Consider the following 20111-nt stretch of genomic DNA (forward strand, 5'->3'; position numbering starts at 1 on the left):
TTTACTTACGCTTGAGCCTTCAGCATCGGCCCAAAAATCGGAATCGATTTTTGGAAAGCACGATGCGTAGTTTTAATAATTTAGAGCGTCCTTTGTGCGTCCGATAGGGCGCACGGCGCTCTAAGCCATTTGCGCAGACGGCCTCGCGCATTGGCATAGGGCGAGGACGTATTGAACTGGATCATGCGCCCGAGCGTATATTTCTCATACCATTGAACACCATAAAGCTCTGCATCGGTGCGCACAGTAATCAATGCGACCAGCGCATTCTTCGCGCTTTCAAAGCGTGACAGAAGCTCGGCAAACGGCACATCTTCATAATCGCTATAAAACTTGGCTGCGAGCGCACCAAGTTCATTCCATTTGAAACCCGTTTCCGGGAAATCAACAGCAAGCCCCTGATCCTTGCGCTCGCACCATTTCAGCACCAGCTCGTTCCAGCCAACCAAATAGGCAACCAGATCATGCACGCTCATCAGCGTGCCTTTGGCATGGCCTTCCATGGTTTTGAGCGCGTATTGTTCAGGCGACACCCGACGCAGATCAAGCGCCAGCCGTGCATAATTGGTTTCAATCGCCGCAAGCAATTCCTGTTTGTTTGCGGGAACAGCCATCAGGCGATCAGCCGTTCTTTAAGAAACTCAAGCACTGCCACTGGCGGCACATCCTTAGCAATGAATGACTGGCCTATGCCGCGTGTCAGAATGAATGTCAGCGCCCCGCGGGAGACTTTTTTGTCTTGTGCAATGTAGTCCATCAGCTTTTCAGCGTCCGGCAGACCACCCGGCACATCATTTAGCGATGTCGGCAGACCAACAGTCTTCAGATGCGCCTCGACGCGTTCCGCGTCTTCAATGCCGCAAAGATTCATCTTCACCGAAAAACGATGCGCAAGCGCCATACCAATCGCAACGCCTTCGCCATGCACCAGACGGCTTGAATCATATCCGGTCGCTGTTTCCAGCGCATGGCCAAATGTATGACCGAGATTTAGCAGCGCACGATCACCATTTTCATGCTCATCGCGTGCGACGACTGCGGCCTTTGAGCGGCATGATTCAGCAATGGCTTGTGTACGTTCTGCACCGCCTGCAAAAACCGCTTCCCAGTTTTTCTCAAGCCATGCAAAGAAATCCGGGCGATCAATCAGACCGTATTTTGCGACTTCGGCATAGCCTGCACGGAATTCGCGCGGGCTTAACGTGTCGAGCACATCGGTATCCGCCAGCACCAGCTGCGGCTGATAGAAAACGCCAACGAGGTTCTTGCCATATTGTGTGTTGATGCCGGTCTTGCCGCCAACGGACGAATCCACTTGCGCCAGCAGCGAGGTTGGCATCTGCACGAAATTCATGCCGCGACGCACGATCCCAGCAACAAAGCCCGACAAATCGCCGACTACGCCGCCGCCAAAAGCAACCACCGCGTCACCACGCTCAAGACGCGCTGCAAGCACGGCATTGGTGACACTTTCAAGCACGGAAAACGACTTCGACTTCTCGCCCGGAGCAACGATAACCGGCGTTGATTCGATACCAGCGCGGGCAAAACTCTCTGTGAGTGCTTCAAGATGCGCTTTGGCGACATTCTCATCGGTGACGATTGCTACACGAATGCCCGGCAGACGCTTGGCAACTTCTTCGCCAGCGCGTGCAACCAGCCCCTTGCCGATCAGGATTTCATAAGATCGGTCCCCCAGCGAAACCGGAACTGTTACACTGTCGGTACTCAAAGGGGCATTCATTTAAATCGTCTCCTAAATCAGTATCAGGCTTCGCCCTCGGGCAGACTTTTATCCAGATGCGCGATCAAAACGTCGATCAGCTCTCCGGCAATCACTTCTTTTTTGTCGTCGCGAGTCATGGCATGCACATCAGCCAGCGCATAAATCGGATAGCGCTCATTCATCAGCCGCTGCATCACGCCGCGCGGATCATCATTTTTCAGAAGCGGACGGTTTTGACGACGCGAAACGCGGTCCATCAACACATCCAGCTCAGCATTGAGCCAGATCGAAACGCCGTTTGCGGCAATCGCCTCACGGGTTTCAGCGTTCATATAAGCGCCACCACCAGTAGCGAGTACCATTGGACCGTCTTCAAGCAAACGTAGGATCACACGTCGTTCAAGATCACGAAATTCTGCCTCGCCATAAGCGTCGAACAATTCCGGGACACTCATGCGGGCAGCCGACTCGATTTCGTTATCAGCGTCTTTAAACGGCAGATTGAGCATCGTTGCCACTTTGCGGCCAACCGTCGATTTGCCTGCACCCATCAGCCCAACAAGAACAACCACTTTCGCGCCAAGAAGCTGGCGGACCATGTCCGCCTTGTCGTTAAAATCTGTTTGTTTTGCTGTACTGCTCATAGACCTCATCCATTTCCTCCGGTTCCATAGGAAAAACCATGCGGCGTCAATCGCTTTCATCCACAAAACTGAACCAATTACGGCTTTTTAGTGCCAAGCGCGGGCAGTCCTTGCTTTCGTCTCAATAGCACAGCATAAACGCTTCATGCCCACGCTGACGCGCATTCTTCTTCTGCTCGCTGTGATTGCTGCCATTATTTATGGCGCAATGTTCTCACTCGCCAGTTTCGTGAAACCCACCACCCATGAAATCACCGTCGAGATTCCATCATCAAAGTTGAAGCAGACCGTCATTGCCCCCCCGTCAAAACCAGCACCACAACCAGCACCAGTGGTGGAAGACAACACGGATAGTCAGGAATAGACATGCGGGCATCACTGGCGATTGAAAATTTCCTCGAAATGATGAGTGCAGAACGCGGTGCAGCGCATAATACGCTGGAATCCTATCAACGTGATCTGGAAGCGGCAGCCGATATACTCACAGCGCGCGGCACCAATCTCGCTGAAGCAAAGACCGATGATATTCGCCGTGTTCTCGATAGCATGGCCGATGAAGGCTTCGCCGCCACATCACAGGCACGGCGCCTGTCTGCACTCAGACAATTTTATCGCTTTCTCTATGCGGAAGGCTTTCGGCAGGATGACCCGACCAGCGTCATTGACGCACCGAAAAAGCAAAAGCCACTGCCAAAAATCATGAGCGTCGAGAATGTTGGCCGTCTTCTGGACCGCGCAGCGCTGGAAGCACAAGAAGCAACGGAGCCAGCAGAGCGTTTCAAGGCTCTGCGTCTTCATGCGCTTCTCGAAACGCTTTATGCAACTGGCTTGCGTGTCTCGGAGCTTGTCGGGCTGCCTGTCAGTGTCGCCCGCACTGACCATCGTTTTCTGATTGTACGCGGCAAAGGCTCAAAAGACCGTATGGTGCCTTTGTCGCCCAAAGCGCGCGAAGCACTGCAAGCCTTTATTGTGGTCCGCGATGCCTTGTCCGGCAGCGATGACAATCCTTGGCTGTTTCCCGCTTATTCAGAAAGCGGGCATCTGGCACGACAGGTTTTTGGCCGAGAGCTTAAAATTTTGGCAGCGCGTGCTGGGCTTTCAAGCGCATCCATATCGCCGCATGTGCTGCGTCACGCCTTTGCCAGCCATCTATTACAGAACGGCGCAGATCTGAGAACTGTGCAGCAATTGCTCGGTCACTCCGACATTTCGACGACACAAATTTATACGCATGTTCTGGAAGAAAGACTGCATAAGCTGGTAAGTGAACATCATCCGCTTGCCGATTAAGCGCGCGGCGTTTAAGAGAATTTCAGAAAAATTTGCAAGATGCGCTCGAAGTAAATATGTAAGACGCCGTAAAACAGCCTTTATCTGGCTTGTTCTATGGCCAACATCTCCGGAAACGCACAATAGTCAGGCCCGATGTATAACTATCTCGATTTTGAAAAACCCGTCGCAGACCTTGAAGGCCAGATCCTTGAGCTGAAAAAGCTCGCTCAGGAACAGGGCAGTGTTGAGATGAGCGACGAGATCAGCCGTCTCGAGAAACGCTCGGCCGATGCGCTCAAGGATATCTATCGCAAGCTGACCCCTTGGCAGAAGGCGCAGATCGCCCGCCACCCGGATCGTCCGCACTGCCTTGAATATATCAACACGCTTTTTACCGAATTCACGCCTTTGGCCGGTGACCGCCAGTTTGCCAATGACGAAGCCATTCAGGGCGGCTTTGCCCGCTTCAATGGTCAGGCTGTTGCAATTCTCGGTCAGGAAAAAGGCTCGGACACCAAGACGCGCCTTAAACACAATTTCGGCTCTGCCCGTCCTGAAGGTTACCGCAAAGCCGTGCGCATCATGGAAATGGCTGACCGTTTCCAGCTGCCGCTGATCACTTTTGTCGATACCGCCGGTGCTTATCCGGGCGTGAGCGCGGAAGAACGCGGTCAGGCAGAAGCCATTGCACGCTCCACCGCCGAATGCCTCAAGCTGCGTGTGCCTGTCATTTCGATCATCATCGGTGAAGGTGGCTCCGGCGGCGCGATTGCGATTGCCGTGGCAAACCGCGTCTATATGCTTGAACATTCGATCTATTCGGTGATTTCGCCGGAAGGTGCGGCATCGATCCTCTGGCACGATTCTACGCGCGCTAAGGATGCAGCATCCAATATGCGCATTACTGCGCAGGATCTGTTTGACCTCAAGGTCATCGACGGCATTATTCCTGAACCGCTCGGCGGCGCCCATCGTGGCAAGGAATCGACCATTGCGGCAGCTGGCGACATCATCACCGCCTCGCTGCGCTCGATGAAGGATGTTGATGGTGAAACACTCAAGCAAGAGCGTCGCCAGAAATTCCTAGAGATCGGCAGAAATATTTAGAGCCTGTTCCGATCTGATTTAGTCAGATCGGCGCTCTAAACTTTTTTACTCCAAGCATAATCTTATCGATCCTAGTTTCGCTCCGGTCGGATTAAGCTTCAATTAACTATAAAATTCAAAAACTTGCCCCGGCGCAGCTCAAACTGCGCCGGATTTGCATCATGTCGCCATTTCCGCCATATTGCGGACACGCTGTTTTTTAGGTATTTGAGCAAGGAATTATCAACGATACCGAAAGGTTTTGTTGTTAATAAACGAATACTGAAAATTCAGATTTCGAAACAGGCTTGATGCGATATGAAGATCAGAACCGCACTTTTTGCAACTCTCATGGCCTCCGCTTTGCTTGCGGGTTGTCAGGGTTCGTCCGTTTCCGATCTCAGCCTGCGGGCTGAAAAGCCACTTTCCGAGAAAATTGTCGCCAAGATGAAGACGAAGGGCATGACGCGCACATCGCCGGTCATGGTTCGTATTTTCAAGGAAGAAGGCGTCCTCGAAGTCTGGAAGCAGAAGAATAACGGTAAGTACGATCAGATTGCATCTTATGAGATTTGCAAATGGTCCGGTAAACTTGGTCCGAAATTCGTAGAGGGTGATCGTCAGGCGCCAGAGGGCTTCTATAACGTTCGCCCCGGCCAGATGAACCCGAATTCGCAATATCACCTCGCCTTCAACATCGGCTTCCCGAATGCCTATGATCGCGCCCACAACCGCACCGGACAGAATCTGATGGTCCATGGCGCTTGTTCGTCGTCGGGCTGCTATTCTATGACCGATGAAAGCGTGAGCGAGATTTATGCCTTTGGGCGTGACGCCTTCAAGGGTGGCCAGCGTGATTTCCAGATTCAGGCTTTCCCGTTCCGCATGACAGCAGCCAATATGTCACGCTATAAGAGCGATCCGAATTACGGCTTCTGGAAAATGCTTAAGCAGGGCTACGACACTTTTGAAGCGACCAAGGTACCGCCGAAAGTTGACGTCTGCGAAAAGCGTTATGTCTTCAACGTACCAACGCCGGATGGCCAGCCGCTTTCGGCAACCGATGCCTGCCCGCCTTCGGCCAATGCTGAATCGATGGCCTATACAACATCGTATGAAAAGACCTTCCAGTCGGCTTTCAGTGCAGCACAGAAGAAGCCTTCGCCATCCATTCAGGGCATCTCGGAAGCCAAGCTCGTCTCGGCATGGAGTGCAGCACGTGCGCGTGGCGAAAAAGTAACGCGTGAACCGCCGTCGCTTTCGCCAACATCGGCTGAAACGCCAAATGCTCCAGATATTGCGCCTGCGGCAACACCGATCTCGGTGCAGCCAGCCACCGCAATTGCAGCAACACCAGCGGTCGTTGATGCGACACAGACAGCTTCCGTTCCTGTTCCGCAACAGAACCCGGCTGTGGTCTCTCCCATGACCACGGCAAACACAGTTGCAGAAACTGTGCCAGCACCCGCGCCTGAAAAGAAAAAGGCATGGTGGAAGCTCGGCGGAAACTAAGACGCAATGCGTGAAGACATTCCCGTCTATGATCTAAGAGGGCTTAAATGCCCTCTTCCCGTTTTGAAAACGCGCAATCGTCTGAAAGATATGCCAGCCGGTGCGCTTCTTTGGGTGGAAGCAACCGACCCGCTGTCGGGCATTGATCTTCCACATTTCTGCGCGCAGGAAGGACACGCTCTGCTTTCGCAAGAGCGCCATGAAAACCTTCACCGTTTTCTCATTCAGAAAAAATAATTATCGCGTAGAAAATCCGGGAATAGCCAGCGGATTGTCCATCATCGCCGCACGGTCCGGACGATCAATCCCCGCTTTGCCGAGAAATGCGTCGAAAAGCTCGCGCACATAGGCTTCCGGCAAATCCTTGACGATCATCACAAGAAGCGTTTCACGCTCGTCTTTGGGCCATTTTGGCAGGCGTGCGGGCGGATGGAAAATCTTCTGCACACCATGAATGACCAGCGGACGATCCGGGTCTTCGGCAATCTGCACAATGCCTTTCACGCGCAACAGCTTCTCGCCGTGGGTCGAGCGCAGCAGATCAAGAAACATCTCGAACGTTGAGAACGGAATCGGTTCCTTGTGGCGCAGCGAGAAAGAGCGGATCGCATCATCGTGATGATGATGATGGTGGTGGTGGTGATGGTGGTGTTCATGATCACAATCAGGGCCACACACATGCTCATGATCATGGTCGTGGTGCGAATGATCGTGATGATGATCATCTTCATAGGCTTCAGCGTTCAGCCAGTGCTGCACATCTGCCGTCTTGGTCTCAGGATTATAAAGCCCGCATTCAAACAGAGCCGCATAGCCCGTGCGCGTATCCGACGCTTCCAGAATGTCCGCGCCCGGATTAAGCAGTTTCAAACGTGCTTTAAGCGCTCCAATCCCTGCCTGCGCTTCCGGCATATCCGCTTTGGTGATGATAATACGATCAGCCATTGCTGCCTGCTTGACCGCTTCCTCATGATTATCGAGCGTCGTCATGCCATTGACGGCATCAACCGTTGCCAGCACACCATCAAGTCGCAGCGCCTGCATCAGAACAGGATGCCCCATGATCGAATGCAGCACGGGTGCCGGATCTGCAAGACCGGTGGTTTCAATGATTATCCGCTTCAACGCCTTGATCTTGCCCGTCTGAAGACGGTCAATCAAATCGGCCAGCGTATCAACCAACTCGCCGCGCACGGTGCAGCACAGGCAACCATCGGCAAGCTCAATCACGCCTTCACTGGCTTCTTCAACCAGCAGATGATCGATGCTGACTTCACCAAACTCATTGATGATGACAGCCGTATCGGTCAGCGCCGGGTCTTTGAGCAAGCGATTTAGCAGCGTGGTCTTGCCCGAGCCAAGAAAGCCGGTCAGCACGGAAACAGGAATTGGATGCGCCATGGTACTATCTTAATTGATTGAAGCGGAAGTGCGCTGCGGACGTGGCATTGGAACAGGAACCTGCGAAATATCGAGCTGACCAACGCGTGTTATCTTCGCTGGTGGCGCAGAAACAAGTCCGACCTGAACCGGCACCGGCTCGCGGGTCATCGCGTGAATATAAGGTGAGTTCAGCTGCAAACGCCCTTCAACATCGCGACCATCCCAGCGATCAGCCATAGCCTGCTGATTGCAAATCGCTTTGCGCATATCGACGGCCTGATTAACCGCGCTGCTTGCAGGCGGAACCATGGTCCCAAGCGTTGGCACGCCCGCACCATTGGAGCGGAATGCATCGGTCATCAGCTGTGCCGCCTGCACCGCACGCGCTTCCTGACGATCAGAACCCAGAACCACGGCCAGAATTGTCCGACCCTGACGGGTTGCGGAACTGGCGAGATTAAAGCCAGACGCACAAACGAAGCCGGTTTTCATGCCGTCGGCGCCGTCAAAACGACCCAGCAGAATGTTGTAATTGGCCTGTGGCTTCTTGCCGTCGCCTGCGTCAATCGCTTCGGTATTAAAATAATGCGCATATTGCGGGAATTCGCGACGCAACTGCACGCCAAGCACTGCCAGATCATGCGCGGTCGAATAATTATTCGGATCATGCAGACCGTTTGGATTAGCGAAACGCGATCCGCTCATGCCGATGCGCTGAGCTTCCGCATTCATGCGCTTGACGAAAGCAGCCTCGCTACCACCAACAGCCTCTGCAACGGCAACCGAAACGTCATTGGCTGACTTCACCAGCATAATTTTCAGCGCGTTATCAAGCGTCAACACCGAACCCGGGCGATAGCCCATCTTGCTCGGCGGCTCTTTGGAGGCATTGACGGTCATCTTGACCGGTGACCCTAGCGTCAACTGTCCCGACTGAAGCGCCCTGAACGTAACATAAGCCGTCATCATTTTGGTGAGCGAAGCCGGATACCAGCGCTGGAACGGATCTTGGGCCGAATAAACCTTACCGGTTGCCACATCGACAGCAATCGATGGGTTCGCCAGAGCACTCGACAAAGTCAGGGCTGAAAGAGCCGCGGCTGCACAGAGGATTTTCAACGACTTCGAGATCATTCGTAGTTCCAATCAGCAAAAGCGATAACCGCTTGCAAATACATCAGTCAAAAAGGAGAATTAACTCTCTGTTATCTATGCCATGTGGCAACCAAAAGGCAAATAGAGCATGCCCAGAAAAGTGGGAACCGTCTTCGCAGGGAAATCAGTTCACTGGACTGATTTCCGATCCTGCTTCGATCCGATAATGCATGCGTAAAACCAATAACTTAAAGCGCAAAGCGCTTTTGGGATTGCCCGCTTTCACCGAAACGTCATATCCTGACAACTTCTGTACATAAAGAATCTCAGGATATTTTCGAAATGCCAGTGCTTAATCGTGTCGTCGAAACCCAAGCGGAGATCGCCGCATGGCGTCGTCATCTGCATCAGAACCCTGAACTGCTTTATGACGTTCACGACACGGCGCGATTTGTCGAAGAAAAGCTGAAATCTTTTGGTTGCGATCTGGTCGAAACCGGCGTTGGCCGCAGCGGTGTTGTCGCCGTCATCAAAGGTCGTCACGGGGATGGACCGGCGATCGGACTGCGCGCCGATATGGATGCGCTGCCGATTACCGAGACCAGCGGCGTCGAATGGAGCTCGACAAATCCGGGCAAAGCGCATTCATGCGGCCATGATGGTCACACGGCAATGCTGCTCGGAGCTGCGCAATATCTCGCAGAAACCCGCAACTTCCGCGGCTCAGCAGTTCTGCTTTTCCAGCCAGCCGAAGAAGGTGGCGCAGGCGCACTTGCCATGGTTCAGGATGGCGTGATGGACCGTTTCGGCATTGCGGAAGTCTATGGCGTGCATAATCTTCCAAGCCTGCCTGTTGGCCAATTTGCCATGTGCAAAGGCCCGATCATGGCAGCAACTGACGAATTCGATCTTTCCATCAAAGGGCGTGGCGGTCATGCAGCACAGCCGCACCGCACGATTGACCCGATCCTTGCCGGTTCACAACTGCATATCGCCATTCAAAGCATCGTTTCACGCAATATCGATCCGCTGGATTCGCTCGTGATTTCGATCACAAAGTTCAATGCTGGAGAAGCCTATAACGTCATTCCGGAAACGGCGAAGCTTTCGGGCACGGTGCGCACATTGAGCAAAGAAACGCGCGCCTATGCCGAAAAGCGCATTCGCGATGCAGCGGCTGGTATTGCCGCTGTAACAGGTGCGGAAATCAGCGTTCGTTATAAGAACAATTATCCAGTGACCTATAACCATGATGACCAGACCGATTTTGCCGCCCGCGTTGCAAAAAATGTCGCTGGCGAAGGCAAGGTGAAAACCGATGTAGCGCCGATGATGGCGGCAGAGGATTTTTCCTACATGCTCGAAGCGCGCCCCGGCGCTTATATCTTCCTTGGCAATGGCGACACACCGGGCCTGCATCATCCAGCCTATGACTTCAACGACGAAGCTATTCCTTATGGCGTGAGCTATTTTGTGTCTGTGATTGAAACTGCCCTCGCCGCCTGAAACCCAATAAACAAATAAATGCGCCCACCCCGCTTTTTGCGGGGTTGGCGAAAGCCATGAAAAACAGTATGTGTCGGAAAATACACAGCTTAGGCTGGAGTATTGATAGTGCTGGTCCCGTAGCTCAGTAGGATAGAGCGCAAGATTCCTAATCTTGAGGCCACTGGTTCGAATCCAGTCGGGATCACCATCACGCTGCCGATCTGCACTTCACTCAGAGTTTGAGACAGAGAGCTACCTCAGATGATCTTCTTTTGACCGTTTCTTGAGATCAAAAACCATCCCATAACAGTCAGCACAAGACCTCCGATTGCAAACGGCAACACCAGCACCATCAGCCAGAAGATGAATGCAGTCATCTCATCATTGCGTCCGGATGCATTGCTTTTCATAAGCTCAAATATATTTATGTCAGAGCTGACCACAGTAGCGATCAATCCACCAAGAACAACCAGCCCAAGTATCAAACAGCCCCAGCCCAAACGCAGTCTCGTATCTGCAAGTCGCAACAGAAAAAACGTCACTGCGGCGATAATAATCAATTGAACCAACAGGCTGGCGATAATAATCGCGTCAACATTACCTGAATCCGATCCTGCTCCACCAAACTGAGACAATATTGCTGGCACGAAAAGAGTGGATCCAGCGCGAGCAATTATCACGCCGAAAACAAGACTGATAATCCATTTTTTCCAGACAGGATTCATGTAATTCATTCCTTGTTGAGCCTGCTTTATCTGAAACAAAGCACTATCAATTTTGTGATGTTATATAGCACGAGGCTCAGACAGGCCAACTGGCTTGCGAGAATACCCCGCCATCAACCCAGAGTGTCTGACCTGTCACGAAACATGCAGCATCCGATGCCAGAAAAAGTACCGGCCCTGAAATATCTTCGGCAGAACCAACGCGGCGCAACGGGGTGATCCGGCTCCAGCTTGCCGCATAATCTGGCTGTTCTTGCATCGTGCGCTCGTTGAGAATAGCGCCCGGTGCCACACAATTGACCCGGATGCCCTTGGGTCCAAGTTCTACCGCCGAAACCTTGGTGAATTGTTCAATCCCACCTTTTGAGGCCGTATAAGAAACCAGATTGGGAAAAGCCAGCTTATTGCAGCCCGAGCCAATATTGATGATCGAACCAGCTTTACCGACATCAACCATGCGTCTGGCTGCCGCCTGCGTGTTCAGGAAGCAGCCTTTCATATTGGTACGAATAACATCGTCCCAATCATCTTCGGAAAGTTCCAGCAAAGGTGCCCAGGCCTGAATACCGGCATTGTTGATGAGCACGTCCGGCGCATCACCATACCAGCTGCAAACCTCATCAAAAAACTCATCCACTTCGGCAGCGGAACCAACATCGCACTCGATCCCGAGCGCCTGACCGCCTTGTGCCTCCACCTCTTCCATAAGTGTGTTTGAGGGCTCTTCATCGCCTTTGAAGCTGAAAGCAACGGCATATCCGGCTTCCGCAAAAGCCAGAACCAAATGTCGGCCGATACCGGTGCTACCGCCTGTGACGACCGCAAATCCACTCATTCAACCCCTCCCAAAATCTTGTGAGTGAGACTTTAGTTGAGTTTTTCCAATGGTAAAGCCAGAAAGACCGAAATAAGATTCTGGCGAAAGAGGAGTTGCAAATGAATCTTGATATTCAAACTGCCAATGGTGCCTGCCACTGCGGAACCGTGCGCTTTCGCGTCAAACTATCCGATGGACTTCACACTGCGCGCCGCTGCACCTGTTCCTATTGCCGAATGCGTGGTGCTGTCGCTGTTTCCGCAGATCTCAACGGTGTTGAAGTTCTGGAAGGCGAAGATGCGCTGACGCTCTACACATTCAATACGGGCGCGGCGAAGCATTATTTCTGCTCGAAATGCGGAATTTATACGTTTCACCAACGCAGATCCAGCCCGCATCAGTTTGGCGTGAATGTCGCCTGTCTCGAAGGCGTCTCACCTTTCGACTTCAAGGTCATTCCGGTCAATGACGGCGTGAACCACCCATCCGACAATCCGAACCACAAGGGTTCAGGCATTGCTGGCTATCTGCGTTTTGAGGTCAACGAAGACTAACCGCGCGCGCGCCGCTTGTGTTCGTTTTTCTCCCATGAAAACACAGTGGGCAGTAGCGGGTCGAGACCACGAATAATATCCGCACCCTTTTCGCCGACCATGATGGTCGGTGCATTGGTGTTGCATGACGGAACGCGTGGCATGATGGAGCTGTCACAAACGCGCAGACCTTCCAGACCGCGCACTTTGAGTTCCAGATCGACAACGGCCATCGCATCCGTCCCCATCCTGCAGGTGCCGACAGGATGGTGATCGGTCTTGGCATTGGCACAGGCATAATCAAACAGATCATCATCACTGACGACCTTTGGCCCCGGCAGACGCTCCGCCATGACATAGGGCTTTAGCGCGTCCTGCTGCATAATTTCGCGCGCGATCTTCAGACCTTCAAGCGACATTTTGCGATCATGCGGATCACTCCAGTAATTCGGATCAATCAGGGGTGCTGCAGCCGGATCATTGGAAGCCAGCCGCACGGTTCCACGCGAGCGCGGATGTAGATAGGCAGAATTAAGCGTCACGCCTGCATTCTTAAGCTTCTCGACGCCAGCTTCAATGCCCGAACCAAGCCCCAGATGAAACTGAATATCCGGTGAGCGGGCATCCGGGTCCGCATACCAGAAGCCGCCCGTTTCAAAGAGGCTGGACGCCACCGGACCAGAGCGCAGAAACATATATTGCAGGCCAGCGCCCAGAGTCCGATGCAGCTTTGCCACGCCATCATAGGTGTGATCGCCCGTACATTCGGCAATGACAAACAGATCGAGGTGATCCTGCATGTTCTCACCCACACCCGGCAGATCATGCTTCACATTAACGCCAGCCTTTTTAAGATGATCGGCAGGACCAATGCCCGATTGCAGCAGAAGCTTCGGTGAGCCGATAGCGCCGGACGAGACAATCACCTCGCGGTTTGCGCGCAAGACCTCGCCGCTCATCAGCGTTACGCCGGTGACTTGGGTCTTTTCCAGATCGATACTGCGCACCGGCGCATTCATCCGCACGGTGAGATTTTTACGGTTCTTGATAGTGGAGAGGTACGCAAGTGACGCCGATGAACGGCGGCGGTTGCGTTGAGTAAGCTGATAAAAGCCGACACCTGCCTGCTCACGACCATTGAAATCAGGATTATACGGAATGCCGAGTTCTTGACCGGCGCGGATATAGGCGTCGCAAATCGGCAATGGCGCAGACGGCATCGAAACACCCAGCGGTCCGCCATAGGAATGAAAATCATCGTTAAAACGCTGATTGTCTTCGGCGCGTTTGAAATAGGGCAGCACATGGCGATAATCCCAGCCGGTACAGCCGTCTTCACCAGCCCATAGATCATAATCGGCTGCATTGCCGCGTGTGTAAATCTGCGCATTGATGCTGGAGCCGCCGCCGATAACTTTCGCCTGCGTATAGCGCAACACACGGTTTTTGAGATGCTTCTGCGGAACGGTTTCCCAGCCCCAGCTGGCCACGCCTTTGGTCATCTTTGCAAAACCGGCAGGCATGTGAAACAGCGGATTCCAGTCGCTTCCACCTGCTTCCAGCAGCAGCACTTTTATCGCTGCGTCTTCGCTCAGACGATTGGCGAGAACGCAACCGGCAGGACCGCCGCCAACAATAATATAGTCATACTTCATGCGTTTCTCCTCCCGAGAAACTAAAGCTTCGCAATCGACAGGCCACCATCGGCATTGATCGCCGAGCCCGTCGCAAAAATGAAGTCACCACCTGCAAGCCCGGCCACAATAGCGCCGACATCGCCTGCCTCGCCCCAGCGTTTCATCGGCACCAGACCACCTTCGATCAGTCCATCATAACGTTCGGCAACACGCGCTGTCATATCCGTGCGGATGATACCGGGACGCACCTCGAACACACCGATCCGTGCTTCTGCGAGGCGCAGAGCAAGCCCCTGCACAAAGGCTGTCAGACCCGCTTTGCTGATGCAGTAATCAAGCCTTTCGGGCGACGTCATCACAGAGGAAACCGAACTGATCGTCACGATACTGCGCGGAAACCGCACATCCGTCACCGCCAGCATGGATTTCACCACCGCTTGCGTAAAAAACACCGTACCGCGCAGGTTCACATCAATAATCGTGTCAAAATTCTCAGGTTTCAGCCCAATAAAATCACCGCGCTCAACCGAACCCATACCTGCATTGTTGACCAGACAATCGATGCCCCCAAGTTCATTCACAACGGCTGCAACCGTCGCTTCATGCGTTTCGATAGACGCCAGATCGCTTTCAAAGAAAGCCACCTTTCCCCCAAGCCCGCGCAATTCATGGACAACCGCCTCATCACGTTCACGGTCGGTAATCGCCAGATCAAACCCTTTGGCGGCCAAAGCGCGCGCTATGCCAAGCCCGATACCACGCCGCCCACCAGTCACCAGTGCCACAGGTCTTTGACGGTTCATGCCAGTATCTCCCTTTGAATATGGTCGGATACGCGCAGAGCTTGCGCCGCAATGGTCAGTGCGGGATTGACCGCTGCCGAAGTCGGCAGAAACGACGCATCGACAACAAAGAGATTGGGGTGATCATAAGCGCGGCAGTAGGGGTCAAGCGGCGCTGTTGCTCCATCATGACCAATACGCACGGTGCCGCATTGATGCGATGGTGTTCGGCGATCAAAAGCGCGCGACAGCACGATTGGAAATCCTGCCTGTCGCAACGCGCATTTCAGCTTATCAACCAGCATCAGATGCGCTTTCCAATTGGTCCGCACCCAATGAAGCGTGATGCGTTCACCATCCACGCTCACGCGACTTTCCGGCGATGGCAGATCTTCGCTCATCGCGTAAAAATCAATCGTATGCCCGGCAATGCGGTTCAAAAACCATTCCGGCACACGCAGCATGCTCGATTTCAAGACTGCACCCGACACCCGCCCCAGCAATTGCACATTGCCGAGTGGCGGCCCGCCTGCTCCGTCGCTGAGATAGTAATCGTTAAAGCCAAAAGTCTTCTGGTAAACGCTGTCATTGCGATAACGCGGATCAAACCCGATCACCGCACTGGCATTGTGGTTCATGAAATTGCGGCCCACCTGATCGGAACGGTTCGCCAGTCCAGAACGCAACAAAAGTGCTGCTGACTGCACCGCTCCCGCGGACAGAATGACCATCTTTGGACGCAGGACCAGCGCCTCGCCGTTCTTCACATAATGAACTGCCGTAATGGTTTTGCCATCCGGCCCGGTTTCCAACTTCGTCACCCGCGCTTGAGTTTCAAGACTGACATTCGGATGTTTGAGCGCAAGTGCTAAGGGACAAGTCTCCGCATCCATCTTGCCATCATTGCTGTTGGGATGCGCGTCCCACGGCGTTTTTGCCTTCGCCAGCCAGCGCTCAATATCAACGCCAAGCGGCAGGGAAGCCGGATGCAGCCCCGCCTTCTTCAGCCGTGCCCGCACATCAGCAATCGGGCTTTCATCACGGATGGCCGGATAAGAATAAGGTTTTGAATGATGCGGTTCGGTCGGATCATCGCCCAATTCACCGCGAACCTGAAAAAGCTCTTCCGCCTTGCAATACCACGGCTCAAGCTCGTCATAGCCAAAAGGCCACGCCGGAGACACGCCTTCGAGATGCGCAAGCTCGTCAAAATCCTCACGCCGATAGCGCACCAGCACGGCGCCATAGAATTTGGAATTGCCCCCGACATTATAATAATTGCCGGGATTGAACGGCGTGCCATTGGTCTCATACCAAAGCTCTTTGGGGCGAAAGAAACCTCGCTGGAAAATGGCCCGAGGGTCACGGTTTTCCGGCCTGTCAGCCAGATGCTCACCTGCCTCAAGAATAAGAATCTCCGCACGTGATGTGGCCAGACCAGCGGCCATTGTTGCGCCACCGATACCCGATCCGATGATGACGATATCCGGCTGTCCTCCCAAAGCCGTCACTCCTTTATTTTGCTTGCGGCATCCACCAGCCGGTGCGCGCACCGATATGCATGTTGAGCGTCTTGGTCTCGGTATAATCCTCCACCGCATGACGACCCAATTCGCGGCCCAGACCCGACTGGCGATAACCACCAAACGGCAGTTCCGGCGTGCCGTCCATGAAGGTGTTCATCCAGACAGTGCCAGCCCGCACCTTGCGGCCAATGTTCATGCAAGTGTCGAAATCGCGGCTCCACACGCCGGCCGACAGGCCATAATCAACCGCATTGGCAATGGAGATCGCCTCATCCACTGTATCAAAAGACAGCACCGACAGAACCGGCCCGAACACTTCTTCACGCGCAACGGCCATGTCGGCTTTCACACCTGCAATAATGGTCGGTCCCATATATTGGCCAAGACCGAGATCCAGCACATCACCACCATGGGCAATTGCTGCACCTGCCTTTTTCGCCTGATCCACATAAGCGCCGACCTTGCTCAAATGCTGTGGCGTAATGATCGCGCCCACTTGCGTGCTGACATCGAGCGGATCGCCGACGATCACTGTCTTCGACAGATCAGCGACGCGCCCAACAATCTCATCGACAATCGAGCGATGCACGATCAGCCGCGAACCGGCATTGCAGCACTCGCCCGCATTGAACCATGCGCCGAACACGGCAGCATCGATAAAGGCATCCATATCCGCATCCGGAAACAGGATTTGCGGATTCTTTCCGCCAAGTTCCAGCGACACTTTCTTCAGCGTCTGCGCCGCATTGGCCATGGTGAGCTTGCCCACACCAGTCGAGCCGGTGAACGATACCATGTCCACATCCGGATGCGTGCTCATATGCTGGCCAACGTCCGCACCGGTCCCGGTGATGATGTTGACGACACCGTCAGGGACGCCTGCTTCAGCCAGAATTTCGCCGAGTAACAATGTTGATCCGGAAGTCAGCTCCGAAGGCTTAACGACTGCCGTACAACCCGCAGCGAGTGCGAATGGCAGCTTTTGGCCCACGATCAGGAACGGGAAATTCCACGGCGTAATGATCGACACAACGCCAATTGCCTCGCGCAGCACGACGCCGAGCGTCCCATCGCCCAGATTATTGTAGCTCTCGCCATGCAGATCGCGCGCCAGTGCTGCCGCATAGCGCCAAATATCAACTGATCCTGCAATCTCACCACGCACCTGAGAAATCGGCTTACCCGCTTCAATTGCATCGAGATAGGCCAGCTCTTCGGCCCGCGCTTCGATCAGATCGGCAGCTTTGAGCAAAATCAGCGAACGCTGCGAAGCCGTTTTAGACGACCAGCGCCCGTCATCGAAAGCCTTACGCGCGCTCGCAACCGCGCGCTCCACATCGGCTTTATTGCCAGCAGGATAGCGGCTCACGGTAACGCCATGGCCGGGAGCCACACGCTCGATTGTCTCACCGCTCTGGCTTCCAACCCATTTGCCATCAATCAGCATGGAGAATTCACGGACTTCCAACCCATTCAGCGGCTGTGGCTTTACGACAATGCTCATTACCATTTTCCTTCAAAATTCGCTTCGCGCTTTTCGGTAAACGAGCGCACGCCTTCGTTCAGATCGCCGGTCTTGGCGACGAGGATGGAACCTAGCGCCTCGACTGCGCTGCCATTATCCTCGCCATTGGCGACCGACAGCATCAGTTTGGAAATCTCAAGCGCAGCCGGTCCGCGCTTGGCCACCCGCAACGCACAGTCCTGCGCGGCTTGCAGAGCTGCACCCGTCTCCACCACATGATCGACCAACCCATGCGACAGCGCTTCGTCTGCGGTAAACATTTCGCCACCCAGCACCATGCGGCGCACGATCTGCGCACCGAAACGGCGCACAAGACGCTGCGTGCCCGACCAGCCGGGGATCATACCAAGCGATGTTTCCGGCAGGCCGATTTTTGCTTGTCGCTCTACAATGCGGATATCGGCGGCACCTGCCAGTTCCAGACCACCACCCAAAGCATGACCATTCATCGCTGCGATTAGCGGCACACGCAAAGTCGCAAGCCGCTCGAACACACGATGACCGTAGCGCACCCAGGCATGGCCGAATTCTGCCGGTTCCATGCCGCCCCAGGCCTTGATGTCGCCGCCTGCGGAAAAAGCCTTGCCTTCGCCAGTCAGGATCGCAACGCGCACGGTGCACTCCGCTTCCACCCGATCACAGGCCGCAGACAATTCCTGCAAAAGCTCGATATCAAACGCATTGAGCTTTTCGGGCCGCTTGATGGTCATGACGGCGATGTGGTTCTCGATCGAGATATCTATCCGTTGAGCCATTTATGCCTCCAGCTTTCGCGCAGGCTTTTGCTGCAATTCAAGCCCGATCGGCTCGTCACGGAACAGTGCCTCATCCATGAGTTTAAGCTGGTCCGAAACAATCAGCGGAAACTCGGCCTGGTCCAGAATATGCGTCTGCAAATCCACACCCGGCGCAATCTCTGTGAGCACAATGCCCTCTGGCGTCAGCTTCAAGACGGCGCGTTCGGTGACATAGGTGATATCCTGTCCCTGCTCGACGCCACGCGGACCGGAGAAGGTGACATGCTCAACTTCATTTACGAGCTTTTTAAGCTTGCCTTCCTTCTCGATCACCAGCTTACCGTCAGCGACCGACAATTTCGCCCCTGCATTGAACATGCCGGAGAAAACGATCTTCTTGGCCCTTGCAGTAATATCAACAAAACCGCCAGCACCAGCCGTCACATGCGGACGGAATGACAGCTTCGACACATTGACCGAGCCGTCGCGTCCGATCTCAAGGAAGGACAGAAGCGAGGCGTCGAAGCCTGCGCCCTGAAAATAAGTGAACTGATAGGGTGACGGCATATAAGCATCGGCATTCGACGCACAGCCAAAGGCAAAATCGAGAAGTGGCACGCCGCCAACTGCACCCTGCTCAATCACCCATGTTACGGCCCCATGCAGACCTTCTTCCAGCAAAATGCGCGGCACATTGGCGGAAATACCGAAGCCAAGATTGACAGCACTTCCCGCTTGCAACTCCTGTGCGACACGCCGCGCAATCGCCTTTTGAATATTAAATTCAGGCAAGCGGAACGTATCAAGCGGACGGAAAATCTCGCCGGAAATTGCCGGATCGTAAAGTGTCTGCGTTGTCTGTTTCTGATCAGGATCAACGACAATATAGTCAACCAGAACGCCCGGAACGCGCACATCATGCGGTTTCAGCGTGCCTTCCTTGGCAATGCGCTTCACCTGCGCAATGACGATGCCGCCATTGTTGCGCGCAGCCAGCGCCTGATCCAGCCCACCAAGATAAGCACCCTCATGTTCATAAGTGAGATTGCCGCGTTCATCGGCAGTGGTGGCGCGGATGATCGTCACATGCGGCACGATATTGGGGAAATAGAGCCAGTCCTCACCTTCAAAACTGACCCGCTTGACGACCGGCTCCTCACGCGCCTTGTCGTTCATTGCCGATCCCTGACGCTTGGGATCAACGAAAGTATCAAGCCCCACTTTGGTCAGTACACCGGGACGCTTAGCAGCTGCCTCACGATGCATGTCGAACAGAATACCAGACGGTATATTATAGGCCGGAATCTCGTTATTGGTGATCATCTGCCAGATCAGCGGCGGCTCAGAACTTGATGGCCCTGACGGATAAGAACCACCGATGATCTTTTTAAGAAGCCCCTTTTTGGCGATGTAATCAACGCCCTTAATGCCGCTCATATCGCCCGCAGCAATTGGGTGCAGCGTGGTGATATTCTGGGGATGACCGGTTTCATCAAACCGTTCGCCAATGGCTTTCAGCATCATATCTGGACAGCCAAGACCGCTCGATGAAGAAACCGAAACAACAGCATTGTCGGGGATGAGTGCGGCTGCTTCAGCAAATGAAATATGTTTGCTCATTAT

General features: G+C 53.9%; 20 protein-coding genes and 1 tRNA gene. 8 read left to right on the forward strand and 13 right to left on the reverse strand.

The genetic code is table 11. From position 1 onward, the window contains the following. Positions 1-80: 80 nt before the first annotated feature. Genes WH356_RS04760 through WH356_RS04770 form a run of 3 tightly spaced genes read right to left on the reverse strand, consistent with a single transcriptional unit; the run spans position 81 to position 2370 of the window. Positions 81-614 carry a ClbS/DfsB family four-helix bundle protein gene (locus tag WH356_RS04760; RefSeq protein WP_339509051.1) on the reverse strand — a complete coding sequence of 178 codons (534 nt, stop codon included), beginning with the start codon at positions 612-614 and terminating at the stop codon, positions 81-83. Next, positions 614-1744, reverse strand: a complete 1131-nt coding sequence (gene aroB / locus WH356_RS04765; RefSeq protein WP_339509052.1) for a 3-dehydroquinate synthase — start codon at positions 1742-1744, stop codon at positions 614-616. The genes WH356_RS04760 and aroB overlap by 1 nt, the downstream gene beginning before the upstream one ends. 23 nt (positions 1745-1767) lie before the next feature. Further along, positions 1768-2370, reverse strand: a complete 603-nt coding sequence (locus WH356_RS04770; protein WP_339509053.1) for a shikimate kinase — start codon at positions 2368-2370, stop codon at positions 1768-1770. Between the two features lie 145 nt (positions 2371-2515). On the opposite strand from WH356_RS04770, the gene WH356_RS04775 reads away from it, so the two are divergent. The 5 genes from WH356_RS04775 to WH356_RS04795 all read left to right on the forward strand — a co-directional run bounded on the left by WH356_RS04775 (position 2516) and on the right by WH356_RS04795 (position 6477). Further along, a complete protein-coding gene (locus WH356_RS04775; RefSeq protein ID WP_339509054.1) occupies positions 2516-2734 on the forward strand; it encodes a hypothetical protein in 219 nt (72 codons plus the stop codon). 2 nt (positions 2735-2736) lie between these two features. Then, positions 2737-3660 carry a site-specific tyrosine recombinase XerD gene (xerD, locus tag WH356_RS04780; protein ID WP_339509055.1) on the forward strand — a complete coding sequence of 308 codons (924 nt, stop codon included), beginning with the start codon at positions 2737-2739 and terminating at the stop codon, positions 3658-3660. 135 nt (positions 3661-3795) lie between these two features. Further along, the gene (locus WH356_RS04785) at positions 3796-4749 is read left to right on the forward strand and encodes an acetyl-CoA carboxylase carboxyltransferase subunit alpha (protein WP_339509056.1); all 954 of its coding nucleotides are present in this window, start codon (positions 3796-3798) and stop codon (positions 4747-4749) included. A gap of 297 nt (positions 4750-5046) precedes the next feature. After that, positions 5047-6240 (forward strand): hypothetical protein, encoded by a 1194-nt coding sequence (locus WH356_RS04790; protein WP_339509057.1) that lies wholly within the window; start codon positions 5047-5049, stop codon positions 6238-6240. 6 nt (positions 6241-6246) lie between these two features. Beyond that, positions 6247-6477: a sulfurtransferase TusA family protein gene (locus WH356_RS04795; RefSeq protein ID WP_339509058.1), complete on the forward strand. Its 231-nt coding sequence runs from the start codon at positions 6247-6249 to the stop codon at positions 6475-6477. Here the strand turns inward: WH356_RS04795 and WH356_RS04800 are convergent, their stop codons facing one another. Both WH356_RS04800 and WH356_RS04805 read right to left on the reverse strand, forming a co-directional pair. Further along, on the reverse strand, positions 6478-7641 hold the full coding sequence (locus tag WH356_RS04800; protein ID WP_339509059.1) for a CobW family GTP-binding protein: 1164 nt from the start codon (positions 7639-7641) through the stop codon (positions 6478-6480). Positions 7642-7650: 9 nt separating this feature from the next. Next, positions 7651-8757, reverse strand: coding sequence for a D-alanyl-D-alanine carboxypeptidase family protein (locus tag WH356_RS04805; RefSeq protein ID WP_339509060.1), 1107 nt, complete (start codon positions 8755-8757; stop codon positions 7651-7653). Positions 8758-9060: 303 nt separating this feature from the next. Between WH356_RS04805 and WH356_RS04810 the strand changes: the two genes are divergently transcribed. Both WH356_RS04810 and WH356_RS04815 read left to right on the forward strand, forming a co-directional pair. Beyond that, positions 9061-10224: a M20 aminoacylase family protein gene (locus WH356_RS04810; RefSeq protein WP_339509061.1), complete on the forward strand. Its 1164-nt coding sequence runs from the start codon at positions 9061-9063 to the stop codon at positions 10222-10224. 113 nt (positions 10225-10337) lie between these two features. Next, positions 10338-10414 (forward strand) — tRNA-Arg (locus WH356_RS04815). Between the two features lie 49 nt (positions 10415-10463). On the opposite strand, the gene WH356_RS04820 is transcribed toward WH356_RS04815, so the two are convergent. Together WH356_RS04820 and WH356_RS04825 are read right to left on the reverse strand one after the other, a co-directional pair. Continuing rightward, a complete protein-coding gene (locus tag WH356_RS04820) occupies positions 10464-10931 on the reverse strand; it encodes a hypothetical protein (protein ID WP_339509062.1) in 468 nt (155 codons plus the stop codon). A gap of 76 nt (positions 10932-11007) precedes the next feature. Beyond that, a complete protein-coding gene (locus WH356_RS04825; protein ID WP_339509063.1) occupies positions 11008-11766 on the reverse strand; it encodes an SDR family NAD(P)-dependent oxidoreductase in 759 nt (252 codons plus the stop codon). A gap of 101 nt (positions 11767-11867) precedes the next feature. Between WH356_RS04825 and WH356_RS04830 the strand changes: the two genes are divergently transcribed. Then, on the forward strand, positions 11868-12302 hold the full coding sequence (locus tag WH356_RS04830; protein WP_339509064.1) for a GFA family protein: 435 nt from the start codon (positions 11868-11870) through the stop codon (positions 12300-12302). Here WH356_RS04830 and WH356_RS04835 read toward each other — a convergent pair. From WH356_RS04835 to WH356_RS04860, 6 genes are read right to left on the reverse strand one after another with little or no spacing between them, the layout of a single operon-like run. After that, positions 12299-13936 carry a GMC family oxidoreductase gene (locus WH356_RS04835; RefSeq protein WP_339509065.1) on the reverse strand — a complete coding sequence of 546 codons (1638 nt, stop codon included), beginning with the start codon at positions 13934-13936 and terminating at the stop codon, positions 12299-12301. The two genes, WH356_RS04830 and WH356_RS04835, sit on opposite strands and share 4 nt — an antisense overlap. 20 nt (positions 13937-13956) lie before the next feature. Next, a complete protein-coding gene (locus WH356_RS04840) occupies positions 13957-14721 on the reverse strand; it encodes a 3-ketoacyl-ACP reductase (protein ID WP_339509066.1) in 765 nt (254 codons plus the stop codon). Further along, on the reverse strand, positions 14718-16202 hold the full coding sequence (locus WH356_RS04845; protein WP_339509067.1) for a GMC family oxidoreductase: 1485 nt from the start codon (positions 16200-16202) through the stop codon (positions 14718-14720). The genes WH356_RS04840 and WH356_RS04845 overlap by 4 nt, the downstream gene beginning before the upstream one ends. Before the next feature lie 13 nt (positions 16203-16215). Continuing rightward, on the reverse strand, positions 16216-17736 hold the full coding sequence (locus tag WH356_RS04850; RefSeq protein WP_339509068.1) for an aldehyde dehydrogenase family protein: 1521 nt from the start codon (positions 17734-17736) through the stop codon (positions 16216-16218). Then, complete coding sequence (locus tag WH356_RS04855) at positions 17730-18506, reverse strand: enoyl-CoA hydratase/isomerase family protein (protein ID WP_339509069.1); 777 nt, start codon at positions 18504-18506, stop codon at positions 17730-17732. The genes WH356_RS04850 and WH356_RS04855 overlap by 7 nt, the downstream gene beginning before the upstream one ends. Further along, entirely contained in the window at positions 18507-20108 is a 1602-nt protein-coding gene (locus tag WH356_RS04860) for an acyl CoA:acetate/3-ketoacid CoA transferase (RefSeq protein ID WP_339509070.1), read from the reverse strand. Positions 20109-20111: the final 3 nt, after the last annotated feature.

Origin of the sequence: Ochrobactrum sp. MYb379 (assembly GCF_037479515.1) — a bacterium.
Taxonomy (GTDB): Bacteria; Pseudomonadota; Alphaproteobacteria; order Rhizobiales; family Rhizobiaceae; genus Brucella.